A 19,328-nucleotide genomic window follows, 5' to 3' on the forward strand; every position below is an offset into this window, starting at 1 on the left:
GGGTGCCGGACCGCGCGGGCCTTCACCCCTCGACGCGCAGGGCCGGCAGGAGGACGGCGTCGACGAAGGTGCGCAGGGTGGAGGCGTCGGCGAACCGTTCCTCGAAGAGCCGCTCGATGCGGAGCATGCCCATGAAGGAGGGGGCGACGAACCCGATCGCCGGGTTCTCGGGGGCGACTTCCCCCCGCTCGACCGCGCGCGCCACGACGGCGTCGATGGCCGCGACCTCGGGGGCGATGACGGTCTCGCGGAGCGCGGCCCGCAGGTCGGGGTGCTGGACGTAGGCCTGGGCCACGGCCTCCATGAGCTCGGTGTCCCGTTCGCTGTGGGAGGCGGCGATCCGAGCGGCTTCGCGCAGGTCGCCGGCGAGGGTGCCGGTGTCGATGCCGGTGAAGACCGTACAGCGGCGCCGGGCGAGCGCGGCGGTCACGAGTCGGGGTTTGGTGCCCCACTGCCGGTAGAGGGTGGCCTTGCCGCATTTGGTGCGGGCGGCGACGCCTTCCATGGTCACCGAGTCGTAGCCGCCTTCGCGGAGGAGGCAGAGCACGGCGTCGTAGAGCTCGGTCTCGCGCTCCGGCGTGATCTTGCTGCGACGGGCTGCGGCGGTCGCGGCCTGTGTGGACATCGATCCCTCCCGGACACCTCTGTCTCTGCACATACGAGGGTAGGGGGTGCACAATCGAGACGCAAACGTATCGAGACGCTTGCGTCTCGATTGAATCGGATCTAGGCTCGCTCCGTTTGTTGGCGATTTGACGGATTAGAGGGCCGCACGATGGCTGCCGGGACACGCGCGATACGCGGACGACGCGCTGCGGGACGGGTCACCCCCCTTCCCGCCGACCGCGACGGGGCCGACGGGGCCGACGGGGCCGACGGGGCCGACGGGGAAGCGGACCCGGAAGCCGAGGCGGCCAGACCCCCGCTCCTGCGCGAGCTACTGCTCGTCGGCACGCTCTTCCTCGTCTACAAACTCGGGCGGCTCTTCGCCAACGGTCACGAGACCCGCGCCTTCCGGAACGCCGACCGGGTCTGGGACGCCGAGCGGGCGATCCACCTCCCCGGCGAAGGAACGATCCAGCAGCTGCTCCTGCACGGCGAGCCGTTGATCCGAGCGGCCAACGCCTACTACGCGGCCGTGCACTTCCCGGCCACGATCGCCTTCCTCGGCTGGCTGTACTGGCGCCGCCCCGCGCACTACCTCTGGTCCCGCCGGATCCTGGCCCTCGTCACCGCCGCCGCCCTCGCCCTGCACCTGCTGGTGCCGCTCGCCCCACCCCGAATGCTCACCGCCTCCGGCCTGATGGACACCGCCCGCGTCTACGGCCCCTCCGTGTACGGGGCGACGCCGGAGGCGGACTCGATGGCGAACCAGTTCGCCGCCATGCCCTCACTGCACTTCGGCTGGGCCCTCATGGTGGCGATCGGCCTGATCGCCACCACCCGATCCCGCTGGCGGGCGCTCTGGCTCCTGCACCCGCTGCTCACCCTCTTCGTCATCGTCGGAACCGCCAACCACTACTGGCTCGACGCGATCGCCGCCGCCGTCCTCCTCGGCCTCGCCCTGTTCGCCGTCCGCGCCCCCGACCGCCGAACCGCGTCGCCCCCGGCCCCCCGCACCCCCGCCACGACGCCCGTCCCGGTCGGAGCCCTGCGATGAGCCCCGCCGCCGGCATCGTGCTCGCGGTGCTCCTCTCCCTGGTGTCCGCCGCGGGATACGCACTCGCCGCCGTTGCCCAGTCCCGGCTCGCCGCCGCTCCGACCGCCCCGAACGGGCGGGGAGCGCTGCGCACGCTGCTCACCCGCGGCCGGTGGTGGTCGGCCGTCGGCCTCAATGCGGCCGGAGCCCTCGCCCATGTGGCCGCCCTGCACTACGGACCACTGACGCTGGTGCAGCCGCTCGGCGCGCTGACCCTCGTGGTGGCCCTGCCGCTCGGCGCGTACTGCGCACGGCGACGGGTGACCCGCACCGAATGGCGCGGCGCGCTCTGGACGCTGGGCGGGCTCATCGCCCTGGTCGCCGTGACCGGGCCCGCAGCGCCCGGGGAGGCGCTCAGCCTGCGCGAGTCCCTGGCCGTCACGGCCGTGACGGCATTCCTGATCGCCGCCCTGGCCTCGGGGCGACTGCGCGGGCGGGAGCCCGGCGGGCCGGCCACCAGCGGACTCAGGCACGCCACCGCTTCCGGGATCGCTTCGGGGGTCGCCTCGGCACTCACCCAGACGCTGACGGCAGCCCTCGCGCTCGAACTGCCGGGCAGCCGGCCGACCTGGTGGCAGACCGCGCTGCTCGCGGTGCTGATCTCCGCCTTCGCCAGCGGCGGCCTCCTGCTGTCGCAGGCCGCCTATCGGGGCGGGCTCGCGGCGCCGCTCGCCGTCGTGAACCTCTCCAACCCGGCGGCTGCCGCCGTGATCGGCGTGGCCCTGCTCGGCGAGACGTTCCGGGCGGGTGCCTGGGGCTGGGCGGTCGCCGCCTCCGCCTCGCTGATCGCGGCGCGGGGCGTGATCCTGCTGACGAGGGGGGAAGCGCCACAACCGCCCCCGACACCGGAGGGCGCGCCCCCGGCAGCCGCTCAAGGGGCCTGGCGGACGCCGTCGGTGCCGGCTCCCCGGGGCGCCGACCTCGCAACCAGGGAGGGGGAAGCCGCACCCGCACCGATCCCGGGCTGACGGCACCCCGGAACCCCAAATTCGTCATCTTGACGAGAAATAGGGAACCCGACTATCGTCATTCTGACGACAAGGGGGTTCTCATGGCTGACATCACCCGGCGGGCCGGCTGGCGGCACCTGCGTTCCGCACCCACCGCACACATCCGCCACCAACGCCGCGGCCGGCTCGTCCACGACGGCACGGGGCTGAGCTTCTGGTTCCGTCCGCTCGCCGCGGCCCTCTCGGAGGTCCCGGTGAACGACCGCGAGTTGGCCATGGCCTTCCACGCCCGCACCGCGGACTTCCAGGACGTGAGCGTGCAGTCCACCGTCACGTACCGGATCGGCGATCCGGGCGCGGCGGCCACCCGCCTCGACTTCTCCGTCGACCCCGACACCGGCGCCTGGCGCGGCACCCCGCTGGAGCAGATCGCCACCCTGCTCACCGAGACCGCCCAGCAGCACGCGCTCGACGTCCTCGCCCGCACCGCGCTCGCCGCCGCGCTCGTCGACGGCGTCGCGGCGGTGCGGGAACGCATCGCCGCCGGACTCGCCGCCGAACCCCGGCTCCCGGACACCGGCATCGAGGTGGTCGCGGTCCGGGTGGTCGCGATCCGGCCCGAGCCGGAGGTGGAGCGGGCCCTGCGCACCCCCGCCCGCGAACAGATCCAGCAGGAGGCCGATCGGGCCACGTACGAGCGCCGCGCGGTCGCCGTCGAACGGGAACGGGCCATCGCCGAGAACGAGCTCGCCAGCAAGATCGAGCTGGCGCGACAGGAGGAGCGGCTCGTCGAGCAGCGCGGCACCAACGCGCGCCGGGAGGCCGAGGAGAACGCAGCCGCCGACGCCGTGCGGGCCGAGGCCGAGGCCGTGCGGAAGGTCAGGCTCGCCCGGGCGGAGGCGGAGGCCGCACGGGAGGTCGGCGAGGCACGCGCCGGGGCCCAGTCCGCATGGCTGCGGGCGCACGCGGAGGCCGCGCCCGCCACCCTGCACGCCCTCGCCGCGACCCGGGCCGCGGAGAACCTGCCCCGGATCGAGCACCTCACGCTCTCCCCCGACGTGCTGACCGGTCTGCTGGCCAAGCTCGGCGAGGGCGGGGACCGGCCGTGAGCCTCGCCCCGCGCGCGGTGCTCGTGCACCGCACCACGGAGTACGAAGAACTGCTCGCCCGGCACGGGACGCACGGGCAGGCCGCGTTCTTCCTCTCCGCGCGCGGCCGCTCGATCGACGCCGTGCGCGAGAGGCACGAGCGGACCCGGCAGGCGCTCGCGGAAGTCGCCGGGGCGGTTCCACTGACCTGGCGTCACACCCGGGTCGAGCGGGCGGATCTGGACCGGTTCCTGTTCGGCCCCGAGGACGTCGTCGTGGTGGTCGGACAGGACGGCCTGGTCGCCAACACGGCGAAGTACCTGACCGGACAACCCGTCGTCGGCATCGATGCGGACCCCGGCCGCAACCCGGGCGTCCTGGTGCGGCACCGTCCGGACCGGGCGCGACTGCTGCTACCGCACGCCGCGGGCGCCCGGGCGGGGATCGACGAGCTGACGATGGTCGAGGCCGTCACCGACGACGCGCAACGGCTGCTCGCGCTGAACGAGATCTACGTCGGCACGCCCGGTCACCAGACCGCCCGCTACACGCTCGACCTCGACGGCACGGACGCGCCGGCCGAGGCCCAGGCCTCCTCCGGCGTGCTGGTCGGCACCGGTACGGGGGCCACGGGATGGCTCCGCTCGCTGTGGGAGCAGCGTTCCGGCAGGCCGGCCCTGCCCGCTCCGTCGGACGCCCGGCTCGCCTGGTTCGTCCGGGAGGCCTGGCCGTCGCCGACGACCGGCACCACCCGGGTCGAGGGCCTCCTGGATGCGGGGCGGGGACTGCGCCTCACGGTCGAGTCGGACCGTCTGGTCGCGTTCGGCGACGGCATCGAGTCGGACGCGCTGGAACTGACGTGGGGCCAGACCATCCGGCTGTCCGCGGCGGCGAGCCGCCTGCACCTGGTCCACTGAACGGATCCCGGGACCCGCTCCGTCGGTGCCCGCACCCCGTGCGCGTCCGGCCGCACCGAAGGCGTCCTCGACGGGGACGATCGCTCGGCATGCGGTCGGAATCGATCGGTGCGGGGTGACCCGCTCCACCAGAGCGCTATGCTCGGGGCGATTTGACCGGTTTCGACCGCCCGTCTCCCCTCCGCGTCACCAAAGGACGTCCCCCCGTGCCCCCCTCCTCCGGCCCGCTGTCCGTCTCGCCCGCCACGCCCCGGGAATGGGCGCTCGTGCGTTCCTGGGCCGCAGCAGAGGGGTGGAATCCCGGGCGTGCGGACATTCCCGCGTTCTTCGCCCAGGACCCCCAGGGCTTCTTCCTCGGGCGCATCGACGGGGAACCGGTCTCCGCCGTCTCCGTCGTCACCTACGACGACTCCTACGCGTTCCTCGGCTTCTATCTCGTCCGCCCCGAACTCCGCGGCCTCGGACACGGGCTGACGACCTGGCGGACCGCACTCTCCCGCGCGGGCGGTCGGACCGTCGGGCTCGACGGGGTGCCGGAACAGCAGGACAACTACCGGCGCTCCGGCTTCGCCACGGCGTACCGCACCGCACGGTACGTGGGCGAGGCGCCCCCGCCCGAGCGGCCGGCGGCCGGTCTGATGGCGGCCGGTTCGGTGGATCCGGCCGCCCTCGCCGCGTACGACGCCGACTGCCACCATGCCGATCGGCCGCGGTTCCTCTCCGCCTGGCTCGCCACTCCGGGACACCGCGCACTGGCGCGGGTGGTCGACGGGCGCATGACCGGGTACGGAGTGGTGCGTCCCGCGGAGGCCGAGGCCAGGATCGGCCCCCTCTTCGCGGACACCCCGGCGGACGCGGGCGCCCTCCTCGACGGGCTCGCCGCCGCGGCAAGGGACTTCGGCGCGGCCCGGATCGCGGTCGACATGCCCGAGGCGAATCCGGCCGCGGCCCTGCTGGCGCGGGAACGCGGCCTGGAGCCGACGTTCGAGACGGCCAGGATGTACACGGGTCCGGTCCGCCCGATCGCGCAGGAGCGCGTCTTCGGCGTCACCACGCTCGAACTCGGTTGACGGGACCGGGCCCCGGCGCCCCGCGCCGCTCCCCGGCCGTTCACGTCCGTCCACGGGGCCGGCGGCACGACCGGCGCCCCCGCCGCCTTCCCGGAACAACGGCACCCGGCGCCCCCGAGTCCCGCCCGGAGGGGCTTCCGCAGCCGAACGCGCCTTGTCCGCCGCAACGCTCCGGGCGAACTCCGCACGATCAGATCGACCATTCACCCCATTTTCATGACAACTAGCACGATGTGCGCTTGAATCACCCCTCGCCCTTCGGGTGCGGTCGCGCCGACCGAAAGCCCTCCCGGACCGTCGCGATGCCCGGGGAAGGGGCCGCGTGCAGCCGTGGGCCACTCGTGCGCCACCCGCTCAAGTCCAGGCCGGGGCAAGGCCGGAGGGCCGTCGAACGTTCCCCTCCGCAGCACGCCGCTCACTCCCCCTCCCCGAACCCCCGCCGCCCGGTGAGGGGTGACAAGGGTTTTCCCCGTATCGGGTTCACCCCCCCGTTCCCTACTGTCCTCCGCACCGGCAGATATCATCCCCCGACCGCACTCTGACAGGTGCATGTGGAGGGTGGCGTCCGCCAGTGGCGGCCTTGACCCGGGCCGTCGCGCCGGTGGCGGCGCACGGGCCCCCCAAGCCCAGGGACCGACGGACCGCGACCCCACTTCGCCCCGTACGTCCCGCGCCGTCGCCACTGCTCCGCAGTTACGTCGTACTCGAAAGGGCCACACCTTGAACGGTTCCAGGCGGAGAGTCATATCCGTGGTCGCGAGCGCCGCGATCCTCGGTGCCGCTGCCACGACCTCCGGGGCGTTCGCCGCCGCCCCGGGCGCTGCCACCCCGAAGCCGGCTCCGGCTTCACAGACGATGCGGACGCTCCCGAGCGCCCCCGTCGAGAAGGTGATCGTCACCTACAAGAACCAGGCCGCCGAGGCCGGTTCGAACGCCGCGGCCAAGAGCGACACCGCCGAGAAGGCCGCGAAGACGGGCGAGAAGCTCTCCTTCGAGCGCCGTCTCGCCGGCGGCGGCGCCCTGGTCGACCTCGGCGACAAGGCGACCAAGCAGGACGTGACGAAGGTCATGGACGCGTTCCGCGCCGACCCGTCCGTCGCCTCGGTGGAGCCCGACATCCGCGCTTACGCGATGGCGGTCACCCCGAACGACACCGACTACGCCAAGCAGTGGGACCTGTTCGAGGCCACGGGTGGCATGAACGTTCCTTCGGCTTGGGACAAGACGACCGGCTCCGGCGTCACCGTCGCCGTGATCGACACCGGCTACGCCGCCCACTCGGACCTGGCGTCCAACATCGTCGCCGGTTACGACTTCATCTCCACGTCCGCCGACGCCCGCGACGGCAACGGCCGCGACGCGGACCCGAAGGACGAGGGCGACTGGAACGCCACCGACGGCGAGTGCGGCACCGGCTCCAAGGCCTCCAACTCGTCCTGGCACGGCACCCACGTGGCCGGCACCATCGCCGCGACCACGAACAACACCAAGGGCATCGCGGGCATCGCGTACAACGCGAAGATCCAGCCCGTGCGCGTGCTCGGCAAGTGCGGCGGCTCGTCCTCCGACATCGCCGACGCCATCACCTGGGCCTCCGGCGGCAGCGTCCCGGGCGTCCCGGCCAACCCGACCCCGGCGAAGGTCATCAACCTCAGCCTGGGCGGCGCCAGCTCCAGCTGCCCGAGCATCTACCAGAACGCGATCAACGGCGCCGTCTCGCGCGGCACCACGGTCGTCGTCGCCGCGGGCAACAGCAACGCGAACACCTCCGGCTTCACCCCCGCGAACTGCTCCAACGTCATCACCGTGGCGTCGACCAGCCGTGAGGGCAACCGGTCCTTCTACTCCAACTACGGCTCCCTCGTGGACGTGTCCGCGCCCGGTGGCGAGACCCGCCGCTCGACCGACACCCCGGGAACCGTCACCACCCCCGAGAACGGCATCTACTCCACGCTGAACTCGGGTGCGACGACCCAGTCGACCGAGAACTACAAGCCCTACCAGGGCACCTCGATGGCCGCGCCGCACATCGCCGGCCTCGCCGCGCTGCTGAAGTCGGCCAAGAGCAGCCTCACCCCGGCCGAGATCGAGTCCGCGATCAAGGCCAACGCCCGCCCGCTGCCCGGCACCTGCTCCGGCGGCTGCGGCGCCGGCATCGCCGATGCGGCGAAGACCGTCGAGGCCGTCACCTCCGCCCCGCCGGCGGGCAGCGTCTTCACGAACTCGACGAACGTGTCGATCTGGGACAACAGCACCTCGTACTCCTCGATCGCCGTCACCGGCCTCGCCGGCAACGCCCCCTCCGACCTCAAGGTCGGCGTGGACATCAAGCACACCTGGCGCGGGGACCTGGTCATCGACCTGATCGCCCCCGACGGCACGGTGCGCAACCTGAAGACGTCCTCTTCCCGGGACAGCGCCGACAACGTGATCACCACGTACACGGTCGACGCGTCCAGCGAGGTCGCCAACGGCACCTGGCAGCTTCGGGTCCGCGATGTGGCCTCGGGTGACACCGGCTACATCGACTCGTGGAGCCTCACCTTCTAAGGCACCACCGCTTCCCCTCTGAACCACCCCCCACATCAGCATCATTGCTGGTCAGCGACGCGTCAGTGGTCTACACCACTGGCGCGTCCTGTCGTTGTGGGAGCGCATCCGTCCAGAGCCCGCTGTCCGTATGTCGGACACGGGGCCTGGACTCCACCGGCGGGCTCCGTATCCTCTGCGCACGGGGTCCATGGGCCGGGCCCCCAGGGGCCGGAGGTGATGGACAGTGACGACAGCTCCGCAGAGCCCTGCCCCGGTGGGCCGGGAAGAGCTCCTGACTCGACTCGAACGCGCCCTGCACACCCGGGGCCGGGCACTGCTCACCGGGCCGGCCGGCGTCGGCAAGACCGAGGTCGCCCTCGCCGAAGCCGCCCGCGCCGAGGCGCGCGGCGAGACCGTGCTCTGGCTCGCCACCCTGCCCTCCGACCGCGAGATCCCCGGGGCCGCCGCCGCAGCGCTGGTGGCCTCGGTCGCGGCCACGGTGACCTGGCCCGGCCTGGGCACCGGCCGCCCTCCGTCCGAGCCGTTCACGGCCGGGGGACTCCCCTCCGACCCGTCCGGCACCGGCGCACCCCCGACCGAATCGCTCGACTCCGGTGCGCTCGACCCGGGCGTGCTCTCCTCCGGGGTCTTCGACCAGTTGCCCGGGCCGCAGCGGACCGCCGTCGCCATGCTCTGCCGTGAGGCTCCGCTCGACGCGGGAGGCTGGGACCCGATCGCGCTGCGCCTCGGCATCGCGCGGATCCTGCGCGCCCTGACCTGCCGCGGCCCCGTCCTGCTCGTCGTGGACGGCGTGCAGCACATCGACGCGGACAGCGCGGACCTGCTGCGGTTCGCCCTCCACCTGGCGCCGCCGATGCTGCGGGTCGTGGCCGTGGAGACCCCCGAGCCCTACGCCGAGGTCCACGAGTCGTACCGCGAGGTCCACCGTGCCGAGGACCCGCACGCCGCACACCTCTGGGTCCCGTCGGAGGCGGACGTGCTCCGCGTCCCGCCCCTGCAGGCGGACGAGATCGCAGAACTCCTCATCCACCACCGGCTGCCCTCCCGGATGGCCGGCCGCATCCACCGCGCGAGCGGCGGCAATCCGCGGCTCGCGCTCGCCGTGGGCCGTTCCCTCGCCGACGCGCGCACCCCCGTGCACCACGCGGAAGCGCTGACGCTCTCCGGACGCGCCCGCGACCTCGCCCGACAGCTCCTCGGTGCCGCACCGCCCGCCGTGCGGGAAACCCTGCTGCTCGCCGCGCTCGCACTGCGCCCCTCGGCGACCCTGGTCCGAAGGGCCGGGCGGCCGACCGCGGAGGCCGACCTCGCGGCGGCCGAGCGGGCCGACCTGGTGTCGCTCTCCGAGGACGGCTCGGTCGCCTTCACCGCGGGGCTGCTGCCCTCCACCTTGGTGCACGACGCCGGTTGGGCCGAGCGGAGCGCCGGACACGCGGCGCTCGCGGAGGTCGTGGACGACCCCGTCGAAGCAGTACGGCACCGGGCCCTCGCCACCGAGCAACCGGACGAGGAGCTGGCCGCCGAGGTCGCTGCTGCCGTCGAACTGGCGCGCCGGCGCGGGAACAGTGCGCTCGCCGCCGAACTCGCCCTGCTCGCCGCCGAGTCGACGCCCGGCCGGCACGGGAAGCGGCGGATCGCGCGGCTCGTCGACGCCGCCGAGGAAGCCGCCCGCGCGGCCCGCGCCGACCTCGCGATGCGGGCCGCCACCGATCTGCTCGCCCGGGACGCGGCACCGTACGACCGGGTCAGGGCGCGGCTCGCCGTGCTCGACACGGCGGGCCAGGGGCTCACCGGGCTCGACGAGATGTACGTCCACGCCATGGAGGACTCCGAGGGGAACACCGCGCTGCGGGCAGCCGTCCAGCTACGACTGGCCGTCAAGTACGTGTTGGCGGACGGCGACCCGGAGCGCTCCCGAGCAGCGGCGGTCGAGTCGGCGGCGCTGGCCGCCTCGATGGGCGATCCACGGCTCGCGGCCCAGGCGTTGACGGTGCAGGCGCGGATGGAACGGGCCCTGGGCTCACCCGACGCGGAGGCGGTGCTCGCTCAGGCGCGGGCCCTGGAACTGGCCGAACGGCCGCTGGGAATTCGCAACGCCGCACAGATCCTGACGATCCGCCATGCGCTCTTCGACGACCGGCTGACGGACGCCCGGGACGAGCTGAACGCACTCCTGCCACTGGTCCAGCGACGCGGCTCGGTCGAGGACACGATCGAACTGTTCTCCACCCTGGCCGCGATCGAGTCCCGCCGAGGGGCCTGCGCCGCCGCGCTCGCGCATGCGGGGCAGGCCCTCGCGCTCACCCTGGAGGCAGGGCTCTCCCCCGGTCCCGCCTGGTACACGCTGGCGCTCGCGGAGACGGCCGGCGGCAGTTTCGCACGGGCCGCGAGCTACGCCCGGCGCAGCGTGCAGGCGTCCGAGGAGGAGGGTGACCGGGTCTTCCTCTCCCGCAGCCGATACGCGCTCGGCCGCATCCAGCTGATCAACGGTGACGTCGCCGCCGCCCTGGAGACCCTGCGGCGGGTCCAGGCCGACGAGCGCGCCCAGTCGACGGTGGATCCGTCAATGCTGCGCTGGCACGAGGAACTGGCGGAGGCGTTGCTCGCGCACGACGCGGGCGACGAGGCCCTGGCGCTCCTGGCGGAGGTGCGGCCGGTCGCAGAGCGGTTGGGGCGGTCCACGGTCCTGCTGGGCTGTGACCGGGCCCATGCCCTGGTCCTGGCGGCGGAGGGCCGGACCGACGAAGCGGCCGAGCTCCTCACCCGGACCGCCGAGAGCTTCGGGCGGTCCGGGCTGCCGCTGGAACGGGGTCGGGCGCTGATCGCGTTGGCCCGGGTCGAACGCAGGCGTCGCCGCCGGTCGGCGGCGCAGGCCGCCCTGCACGAGGCGGCCTCGGTCTTCGAGCGGGCCGGTGCGGTTCCGTGGCTGGCCCTCGCGAGCGAGGCCCCGGCCGGCGCCACGGGTGAGGCCCCCGGCCCCGGTCCGGGCGGCGAAGAACCGGTCTCGGTGCTCTCCTCGCTGACGGAGGCGGAGCTGCGCCTGGCCCGCTTGGTGGGTCAGGGCGCGAGCAACCAGGAGGCCGCGGCAAAGCTGTACTTGAGCGTGAAGACCGTGGAGGCACGGCTCACCCGCATCTATCAGAAGCTCGACGTCCGCTCCCGCTCGCAACTGGCGACGGCGCTCCGCCCGTGAACGGCCGGGCAACCGGGCCCCGCCCCGCACCGCCGGTGGCCGCCCCTCGCTCCACGCCGGGAGGGACACCCCCTGCGGAGCGCTGCCGGTGCCCCGGTCCCGTGGCGGGGTGCCGTCGCGCCCCGTGGGACTCCGGACGCGCATCAGTCGGTGGCGACGCCGAACCACTCGGCGAGGGCGTCCCGGAGTTCCTCCCGCCGTTCGCCGACCCAGACGACGTGGCCGTCGGGGCGGACCAGCACGGCAGGTGCGTCCAACTCCTCACTGACGCCGACGACGTGGTCGACCCGGTCCGCCCAGCCCTCCGTCGAGAGCCGGCCGGTCCGGTCGAGGAGCAGTCCGCGCCCCCGGTGCATCAGCTCGTAGAGTCGTCCGTGCTCCAGCCTCAGGTCCCGCAGCCGTCGACCGAGCAGTTCGTGGCCCGTGCCGAGGTCGTAGCGGATGTCGACCGCGGTGATCATTCCGGTGACGTACCGGTTGACCTCTTCGAAGTCCATCAGCGTCGAGAGGAGTTCCCGGAGGGCCGTCGCCCCCGGGTCCGTGCCGAGCAGCGCCATCTGGGCGCGGGTGTTCTGCACGACGCGGGCACCGACCGGATGGCGTTCGGCCTCGTAGGTGTCGAGCAGGCCTTCGGGTGCCCAGCCCCGGACGGCGGCGGCCAGCTTCCAGCCGAGGTTGAACGCGTCCTGGATGCCGAGGTTGAGGCCCTGGCCACCGGTGGGCGGGTGGATGTGCGCCGCGTCACCGGCGAGGAACACCCGGTCGACCCGGTACCGCTCGGCCTGCCGGGTGGCGTCACCGAAGCGGGACAGCCAGCGGGGCGAGTGCACGCCGAAATCGGTGCCGGCGAAGGCCCGCAACTGCGTCTTGAAGTCATCGAGGGTCGGGGGCGTCGTACGGTCCTCGGCGACCCCTTCGGCGGGGACGACGATCCGGTGCCCTCCCTCCGCGAGGGGCGTGATGCCGAAGCGCAGTTGGGTGGTGCGGACCTCCTCGACCACGGCGGTGATGGTCGCCGGGTCGGCAGTCACCTCCATGACCCCGAGGAGCGTCTCGACGGTGGCGGGTTCTCCGGGGAAGCCGACGCCGAGCAGTTTCCGCACCGTGCTGCGCCCGCCGTCGCAGCCGACGAGGTAACGCCCGCGCAGCTCGGTGCCGTCCGCGAGGACGGCGGTCACGCCCTCCTCGTCCTGTTGGAGTCCGACGAGTTCGCCACCGCGCCGGATCTCGGTGCCGAGTTCGAGCGCGCGCTCGTTGAGCAGTCGCTCGGTGACCGGCTGGGGGGTGGCGAGGCCGTACGGGTGGGCCGTGTCGAGCCGCTCCGGCCACGGCTTGACCACTCCGCCGAAGAGGCCGCCGACCCGGAACGGCTCGCTGACCGCGCGGAACCGTTCCAGGAGGCCGCGTTGGTCCAGCAACTCGACGCTGCGCACGTGCAGGCCCTGCCCCCGGGACTCCCCGGTCGGCTCGGTCAGCCGCTCGACCACGACCACCCGTACGCCGTGCAGCCGCAGTTCGCTCGCCAGCATCAGGCCGGTCGGCCCACCGCCGACCACGATCACATCCGTCATCCCTGTGTTCCGTTCGCGTGGTTCCTGGCTCGGAGCAGAGATTCTGCGGTGCACCGGGGGCCTTGCCGCAAGCCCCCCGGTGCGCTATAGCTTGAGAGCGGCGGGGAGAGGGCTTTCCTCCGTGCTCCGCCGCCCTTCCAGCCGAACCCCTCAGGTCACCGGGCCCCGGCCCGAAAACCTCGTGGCCGACCACCGATCGGGGCCCGGCTCCGGACGGATCGCCGAGAACGGCTGATCGGGTGACCCGCGGTCCGTCACCGCACCCCGTCTCCTCCGCGCGGTAGGTACACCGCATGCGTCCTTCCGATCGGCCCTTCCCTCCCGGGCTCCCCTCCGTCGATGCCCACCGCGGCGCGCTCGCCGACCGCACCGGCTACGACGAGGCCTTCCTCGGCCCCACCGTCCCCCTTGCACTCCCGGCCCGTGCCTCCGTCGAAACGGTGGTCCTGCCGTACACCCACTTCACCGTGGTCTTCCGGCCCGACCGGCGGCTCGCGGCCTCGACCGCGGTCTGCATCGACGGCCGGGAGCTCCTGGAGGAGGTGCCCCATGACGGCACCTGGGTCTTCGACCCCCGGATCCCGGAGGAGCAGCAGGCCGGTCACGAGGTCTACCGGAACAACGCTCTGGAGCGGGGCCATCTGGTCCGTCGGCTCGACCCGGTCTGGGGCGGTCCCGCAGTCGCGCACCGGGCCGATGCCGACACCTTCCACTTCACCAACGCCGCACCCCGGTCGGACGTCTTCAACCAGGGGCGACAGCTCTGGCAGGGCCTGGAGAACCACCTCCTCGACCATGCCGCCGCGGCCGACCGGAAGCTGGCGGTCCTTGCCGGCCCGGTGCTCCAGGACTCCGACCCGCCCTACCGCGGCCTCCAGGTGCCGCTGCGCTTCTGGAAGGTGGCCGCGTTCCTCCAGGACGGAGCCCTCGCCTCCGCCGCTTACGTCCTCGACCAGAGCCCCGATCTGAGTCGGGACGCGGAGCGCGCGCTGGCGGGGGCGATCGCCGGTGCGCCACCGCCGCTCGGTCCGTTCCGCACGTACCAGGTGCCGGTCGCCGACGTCGCGGAGATCACCGAGCTGGAGCTCGGACCGCTGCCGGACGTGGACGTCATGCCGCCGTCGCGGGCGCCGGAGGAGCGCTGGCGGCGCCTGGGGTCGTACGCCGATGCGGTGCTGCACCCTTGACGGCGGACGCCCCGAACCGGCGGTGCCGACCACGCCCGCGCGGCGCCGGCCGGTCGAGCGGAACGACATCCGAACGGGCCGTTTTCCACGGCCCGTTGCCGCCGGGGAGGACTTCTCCGTGCGGCCGGGGCGGCCGTGCCTCCGGCCCGGGGTCCCGCTCCTCCGGACCCCGGGGAAGAGCGACGAAACGGATCCCCGCTCATGCCTCCGGCACGGGCGTGGCGTGGTGGTAGTAGATCCGCCACTCGGAGGCGCCGTCCGACTTCCGCCAGATCGAACTCCTCCGGACCCGTCTGTCGTCCAGTACCGTCTCGAACGTCAGGTGCACGATGCCCGGCGCCAGGAGGGTGCCGGTCATCCCGGTGGTCACGTGCTGCGGGCCGCCCTCGACCGCCCCCTGCATGGCCGGCAGCGCCGCGAGCATCGACTCCCGGTCCCATCTGCGCCCCGAGGCCCCCACTTCCGTGAATTCCGGATCGAAGAATCGGTCCGCCAGCTCCCTGGACGACCGCACGGCCGGGCTCAGCAGCTGCAACTCCCGCTCGATGGCCTCGGCCACGCCGTCTTCGTCTTCTCGATCCGCTTCCCTGTTCATGGAAACATCTTGCCGCGGTTGACCCGGGGGTTCACAAGTCGAATTGACGGGCGCCCATCGGTGCGGGACGGACCCGAGGGCGAGGCCGTCGCGGGATCCGCCTCCGAGCCGGCAGCTCCAGCGGTCGAACGGTGGGGGCACCCCCGCCGGGAACACCGACGGGCAGGGACGGTCCGGGCACCCGTACCTCCCCGGGCGCCCGCCTGCCGACGGGGTGCGCTACCGGTCGGTGTCGGCGAGGAGCACGGTGCACGCGCCGCGGACGGTGGACCCGTCGGGAAGTCGCCATTCGGTCGCGACGAGCCCGGGGTCCGCCCCGGCGTCCGAACCGGGGCGCAGGACCCGGCACACCCGCAGGGTCACCGGTGCGGGTGCGCCGGCCTCGCGCACCACCACGTCGGTGTGGTCGGGGCCGTCCACGACGTGCACCAGTTCGACTTCGGCGCCGGTGCCGGGCGCGGCGGGCGTGACGGTGACGGCGTCATCGGGCGTGTCGTCCAGGGACTGGTGCTGTGCCACGACCTGGCCGGTGAGCAGGGCGTACAACTGGGCGGCGAACACCGGGTCGTGGGTGCCGTCGTAGATCCAGCGCGTGCCGAGGACACCGTGCTCGGAGGTGCCGATGAGCGCCTGCTCCGCGCCTTCCAGCGGGGCGCCCCGGTAGGTCATCGGGACCAAGTGGGCGACCGCGTCCGGGCCGGTGCCTTCGGTGACCGCCATGAACTCGATGCCCACCTCCCCCGCGGGGTCATCGAGGCGGAAGCCTCCCGCTTTGGCCGGGCGCGGCCGGTCGGTTCCGTCGGTGTACCAGGCTCGGGTGGGCAGCCACTCGCTCAGTAGCTCCAGCTTGGTGGGGTGCATCGTGGTGTGGTGGATGACGGCCATGGTGCGTTCTCCCTCTCGGCCGGGGCCCGGAGGGTCCGCCGGCCGGACCCGGTGGACGTCGAGCCGGGCTCGGAGATCCGCAACCTAACAGACCGGATCGGCTCGGCCCGCAGGCCCCTGACCGAGCGCCATGTCTCCCTCCCTGGCCAGCATTTGCCTGATAACCTGCAAAATGCCCCTTATTTCCCTCGGCACGCCCGTGTGCCGCCCCAGAGTCGGGAGCAGCAATGTCCGGTGGACCCGAACCCATCAGCGCCGTCGCCCGCGAGGCACTGGAACGCGAGCTCACCGATCTGCGCACCGAGCGCGAGGCCGTTGCCGCCACCCTCCGGGGCGGTGGGGACGGCGAGGTGGGCGACCGGGCCGACCAGGCCGACGAGTTGCAGCGCGCCGACGAGCTCGACCGCCTCGGCACCCGCATCACCGAGATCGAGGAGCGGCTCCGGGAGGGCTCCGCCGCAGGGTCTCCGACCACCCGTTCGGTGGGGGTGGGCAGCAACGTGACCGTACGGTTCGCGGACGGCACCGAATCGACCGTGCGGATCGGGGAGCTCGCGAGCGCCCTCGACGCGACCCTGGTCACCGCCGACAGCCCACTCGGCCGCGCCCTGCTCGGCCGTCGCGCCGGAGACACCGTCAGCTACGACACGCCCGAGGGACGGACGACCGCGGTCGTGCTCGCCCTCGGTTGACGCAACCGTGCGGGAAGCGCGTACGGAAGCCGAGCACCCGGAGCCGGCATCGGGTGGCGGCGGCTCCGGAACCAGCCGGCAACAGCTCAAGGAGACGGACCGCAAGGGCGGCCCCGGACACACCGTCCTGGTGGCCCTCGCCATTGCCGTGCCCGTCACGAAGCTCGCCTACACGGTCGGCGGCGGCAACGCGATCCGTGACGTGCTCGTCGGCATGGAGCCGACGAACTGGCCCGACATCCTGGTCGGCATGGTGATCACGGACCCGCTCCTGGGATCCGTCCTCGCCGTCGTCGTCTCCCGCGTGGTCTTCGCCCTCTTCGCCGCACGCGGGGCAGTGCCCCTCGGGGGCGGTGCGGCACGGGTCGCCCAGCGGGCCGCCCTCACCGTCGTCAACCCGATCGCCATGGGAGTGATCGACGCCTGCTTCTTCGGCCCGTGGTGGGGCCTCGCCACCGGACTCGCCGCCTTCGTCCTGCGGCAGGGCGTGGTCGTGGAGTACCGCACGGGACGGCGTCGGCCGCACCACCGGCGCGATCAGGGTCGCACCGGACACCACGACCCCGGCTACCGGCCGCCCGCCTGGCTGCGTCGGGCCGCCGGTGTCGAGCAGTGGGTGGCGCTGGGCCTCACGGTCGTCGTCCTGCCGGCCCTGGCCTTCGTCTCGGCGCTCGACGGGCAGTCCTGGACCTCGATCGTGGAGTGCCAGGTCACGGACGGCGCACGGACCGAGAGCGACCGGCTGATCGAGCTGGGACGCAAGGGCAACGGCGTCGTCGGCTGGAACCTGGACACCGAGCAGGTCTCCAACGGCCTCGGCTGCACGAGCGACGAGAGCCGCTATGTGCGGGAGCCGTGGTGGCGGAGCTGACGCCCCTCCTCCTGCGGGCGCCCCGGGCCACACAGCACCGCGGCACAGGCCCCGCGGCCGGGGGAAGGGCCTTCAGGGCTCCAGCACCACCACGGCCTCCTCGGTGTACGCGAAGGAGGTCAGCGACTCGTACAGATAGAGCTCGACGTTGGTCGCGTCGTGCGCGGTGTAGCCGATGGCGACGTCCTGACCGAGGCACAGTTCGAAGTCGCCGCCACGGGTGGAGAGGACGAACCCGCCGTCGAGGGCGGGGGCCCAGATCGGGGAGCCGTCCAGCATCCGGGCGAGGTGCGCCGCGATCGGGTAACCGTGGTCGGACGTCTCGCTGACCGCCCGGTACTGGTCGGCGCCGAGCAGCAGGGCGTACGGGCCGTCGACACCGGCGAGCCGCAGCGAGGTCAGGGCCCTGCTGACCGCGTCGGGGTAGTCACGTGGCTCGGCGGGCAGCCGCAGCGCCGGATTGGAGCTGCGGGCGCGCAGACCCTCGACGTCCGCCTCCCCGTACCCGTCGAAGACGATGCGGTCCTCGATGAACGCCAAGGTGCGGGCCGCGTCCTTGACGGGTTGCCAGTCGGAGTCCTTCGAACCGCGCTCGACGGCGTCCACCGCGGCCCTGTCGACGGTGAAGGGCACCTTGAGCTCGACGAGGGGGCGGGCCACGCGCAGTCGTGCCGTGACTCCGGGCGCGGGTGCCGCCAAGGCGGTGAGGTGGCCGGTGCCCACGGCGGAGAGCCCGGGTCCGACCGGGTCCGGGACGTCCACGACCCGGCGCCCCGCGACGTTGCGGCGGAAGGTGCGACGCGCCTCCTCGTCGATCTCGGCCCAGGCGGCTGCGGTGATCGGAGCGAGTTCGCGGTGCAGGTTGCTGGTGGCCCGGGAGGACGTCATGGGGCTCGGGTTCCTTTCAGGCTGCCGATGCCGAGGGACTGCACGGCACCGGCGGCGGACTGCGCTGCGGGAAGGTCGTCGAGGAGGTCGGCGCTGGGGACGAAGAACAGGCCTCCGGTGACGGCCCGGGAGAAGTCGAGCACGCGGTCCGTGTTTCCGGGCGGGTCACCGAGGAACATGTTGCGGAGCATCCGCTCGGTCACCTCGGGGGTCCGCGCGTAACCGATGAAGTACGTGCCGAACTCCCCGTTGCCGACCCGCCCGAACGGCATGTTCGCGCGCAGGATCTGTTGGGGGACGCCGTTCTCGTCGGTGACGGTGTTGAGCGCGACGTGCGAGTCCGCGGGTTTGACCTCGTCGGGCAGCTCGATGTTGGACGCCTTGCCGCGTCCGATGACGTGCTCCTGTTGCTCGACGGAGAGGGCGTCCCATGCCTCCATGTCGTGCACGTACTTCTGCACCACGACGTAGCTGCCGCCCCGGAAGGCGGGGTCCTCGTCACCGATGTGCACCGCTTCGGCCGCGGTCGCTCCCGAGGGGTTCTCGCTGCCGTCGACGAAGCCGAGCAGATCGCGCTCGTCGAAGTAGGCGAAGCCGTGCACCTCGTCGACCACCGTCACCACACCGTCCAGGGCGGCCATGATGAGCCGGGCCAGTTCGAAGCAGAGGTCCATGCGCCGGGCGCGCACATGGAAGAGCAGGTCACCGGGGGTGGCCGGGGCTCGGTGCCGGGGCCCCTGCAGGGACCGGAAGGGGTGCAGGGCACGCGGGCGGGGCTCGCCGACGATCCGGTCCCAGGCCGCGGAACCGATGCCGGCGACACAACCGAGTTCGGATTCGGGGGAACGGAACGCCACGGACCTGATCAGGCCGGTCAGCTCCCGGAGCGCCTCCCGCACCGCGGTCTCCCCTCCCGGATCGACCGTGACGACCAGGAAGACGGCCGCCCTCGACGGCGGGCTGAGGACGGGCTGGGGTACGGCCATGGCGCTCCCACACGGAAACCTATGAAAGGGGCGAAAGGGACGGTGTCAGCGTAGGTGGGCGCGATCCGGTGCGCAGCCCGGCACGACCGTCCCGATGCCGGCCGCCTTCCCGGCGCCACCGGATGGCAGGCTCGGACCGGCGGGCTTAGCCTGCCCGAGGGGGCCTGCCGTCCCACCGTGCCC

The 19,328-nt window shown here is 73.2% G+C and carries 16 protein-coding genes; 10 read left to right on the plus strand and 6 right to left on the minus strand.

What is annotated here, in order from left to right; genetic code table 11:
• Positions 1-22: 22 nt before the first annotated feature.
• Positions 23-625, minus strand: coding sequence for a TetR/AcrR family transcriptional regulator C-terminal ligand-binding domain-containing protein (locus ACFW2Y_RS05290; RefSeq protein WP_384873822.1), 603 nt, complete (start codon positions 623-625; stop codon positions 23-25).
• A 150-nt stretch (positions 626-775) separates the two neighbouring features.
• Here ACFW2Y_RS05290 and ACFW2Y_RS05295 point away from each other — a divergent pair, with 150 nt between their 5' ends.
• From ACFW2Y_RS05295 to ACFW2Y_RS05325, 7 genes are all read left to right on the plus strand, one after another.
• Positions 776-1,660 carry a phosphatase PAP2 family protein gene (locus tag ACFW2Y_RS05295; RefSeq protein ID WP_384873825.1) on the plus strand — a complete coding sequence of 295 codons (885 nt, stop codon included), beginning with the start codon at positions 776-778 and terminating at the stop codon, positions 1,658-1,660.
• Complete coding sequence (locus ACFW2Y_RS05300; RefSeq protein WP_384873828.1) at positions 1,657-2,667, plus strand: DMT family transporter; 1,011 nt, start codon at positions 1,657-1,659, stop codon at positions 2,665-2,667. The genes ACFW2Y_RS05295 and ACFW2Y_RS05300 overlap by 4 nt, the downstream gene beginning before the upstream one ends.
• An 83-nt stretch (positions 2,668-2,750) precedes the next feature.
• On the plus strand, positions 2,751-3,758 hold the full coding sequence (locus ACFW2Y_RS05305) for an SPFH domain-containing protein (RefSeq protein WP_384873831.1): 1,008 nt from the start codon (positions 2,751-2,753) through the stop codon (positions 3,756-3,758).
• On the plus strand, positions 3,755-4,654 hold the full coding sequence (locus tag ACFW2Y_RS05310) for a hypothetical protein (RefSeq protein ID WP_384873834.1): 900 nt from the start codon (positions 3,755-3,757) through the stop codon (positions 4,652-4,654). The genes ACFW2Y_RS05305 and ACFW2Y_RS05310 overlap by 4 nt, the downstream gene beginning before the upstream one ends.
• Positions 4,655-4,860: 206 nt before the next feature.
• A complete protein-coding gene (locus tag ACFW2Y_RS05315; RefSeq protein ID WP_384873836.1) occupies positions 4,861-5,724 on the plus strand; it encodes a GNAT family N-acetyltransferase in 864 nt (287 codons plus the stop codon).
• Positions 5,725-6,579: 855 nt separating this feature from the next.
• Positions 6,580-8,274 carry a S8 family serine peptidase gene (locus ACFW2Y_RS05320; RefSeq protein WP_384873912.1) on the plus strand — a complete coding sequence of 565 codons (1,695 nt, stop codon included), beginning with the start codon at positions 6,580-6,582 and terminating at the stop codon, positions 8,272-8,274.
• Between the two features lie 226 nt (positions 8,275-8,500).
• The gene (locus ACFW2Y_RS05325) at positions 8,501-11,470 is read left to right on the plus strand and encodes an AAA family ATPase (protein WP_384873839.1); all 2,970 of its coding nucleotides are present in this window, start codon (positions 8,501-8,503) and stop codon (positions 11,468-11,470) included.
• A 143-nt stretch (positions 11,471-11,613) separates the two neighbouring features.
• On the opposite strand, the gene rox is transcribed toward ACFW2Y_RS05325, so the two are convergent.
• Complete coding sequence (gene rox, locus ACFW2Y_RS05330; RefSeq protein ID WP_384873842.1) at positions 11,614-13,041, minus strand: rifampin monooxygenase; 1,428 nt, start codon at positions 13,039-13,041, stop codon at positions 11,614-11,616.
• A 293-nt stretch (positions 13,042-13,334) separates the two neighbouring features.
• On the opposite strand from rox, the gene ACFW2Y_RS05335 reads away from it, so the two are divergent.
• Positions 13,335-14,228 carry a DNA/RNA non-specific endonuclease gene (locus ACFW2Y_RS05335; protein WP_384873844.1) on the plus strand — a complete coding sequence of 298 codons (894 nt, stop codon included), beginning with the start codon at positions 13,335-13,337 and terminating at the stop codon, positions 14,226-14,228.
• Positions 14,229-14,427: 199 nt separating this feature from the next.
• Here ACFW2Y_RS05335 and ACFW2Y_RS05340 read toward each other — a convergent pair whose 3' ends face one another.
• Positions 14,428-14,823: a DUF4440 domain-containing protein gene (locus ACFW2Y_RS05340; RefSeq protein WP_384873847.1), complete on the minus strand. Its 396-nt coding sequence runs from the start codon at positions 14,821-14,823 to the stop codon at positions 14,428-14,430.
• 219 nt (positions 14,824-15,042) lie between these two features.
• Positions 15,043-15,708: a 1,4-alpha-glucan branching protein gene (locus tag ACFW2Y_RS05345; protein WP_384873850.1), complete on the minus strand. Its 666-nt coding sequence runs from the start codon at positions 15,706-15,708 to the stop codon at positions 15,043-15,045.
• A 227-nt stretch (positions 15,709-15,935) separates the two neighbouring features.
• On the opposite strand from ACFW2Y_RS05345, the gene ACFW2Y_RS05350 reads away from it, so the two are divergent.
• Positions 15,936-16,400 carry a GreA/GreB family elongation factor gene (locus tag ACFW2Y_RS05350; RefSeq protein ID WP_384873852.1) on the plus strand — a complete coding sequence of 155 codons (465 nt, stop codon included), beginning with the start codon at positions 15,936-15,938 and terminating at the stop codon, positions 16,398-16,400.
• A 7-nt stretch (positions 16,401-16,407) separates the two neighbouring features.
• Entirely contained in the window at positions 16,408-17,271 is an 864-nt protein-coding gene (locus tag ACFW2Y_RS05355; protein WP_384873855.1) for a hypothetical protein, read from the plus strand.
• A 72-nt stretch (positions 17,272-17,343) separates the two neighbouring features.
• Here ACFW2Y_RS05355 and ACFW2Y_RS05360 read toward each other — a convergent pair whose 3' ends face one another.
• A complete protein-coding gene (locus ACFW2Y_RS05360) occupies positions 17,344-18,159 on the minus strand; it encodes a family 1 encapsulin nanocompartment shell protein (RefSeq protein ID WP_384873857.1) in 816 nt (271 codons plus the stop codon).
• On the minus strand, positions 18,156-19,145 hold the full coding sequence (locus tag ACFW2Y_RS05365; protein ID WP_384873860.1) for a Dyp-type peroxidase: 990 nt from the start codon (positions 19,143-19,145) through the stop codon (positions 18,156-18,158). Before ACFW2Y_RS05365 ends, ACFW2Y_RS05360 begins: the two co-directional genes overlap by 4 nt.
• Between the last annotated feature and the right edge of the window lie 183 nt (positions 19,146-19,328).

It is taken from the genome of Streptomyces sp. NPDC058877 (assembly GCF_042742855.1).
GTDB lineage: Bacteria > Actinomycetota > Actinomycetes > Streptomycetales > Streptomycetaceae > Streptomyces.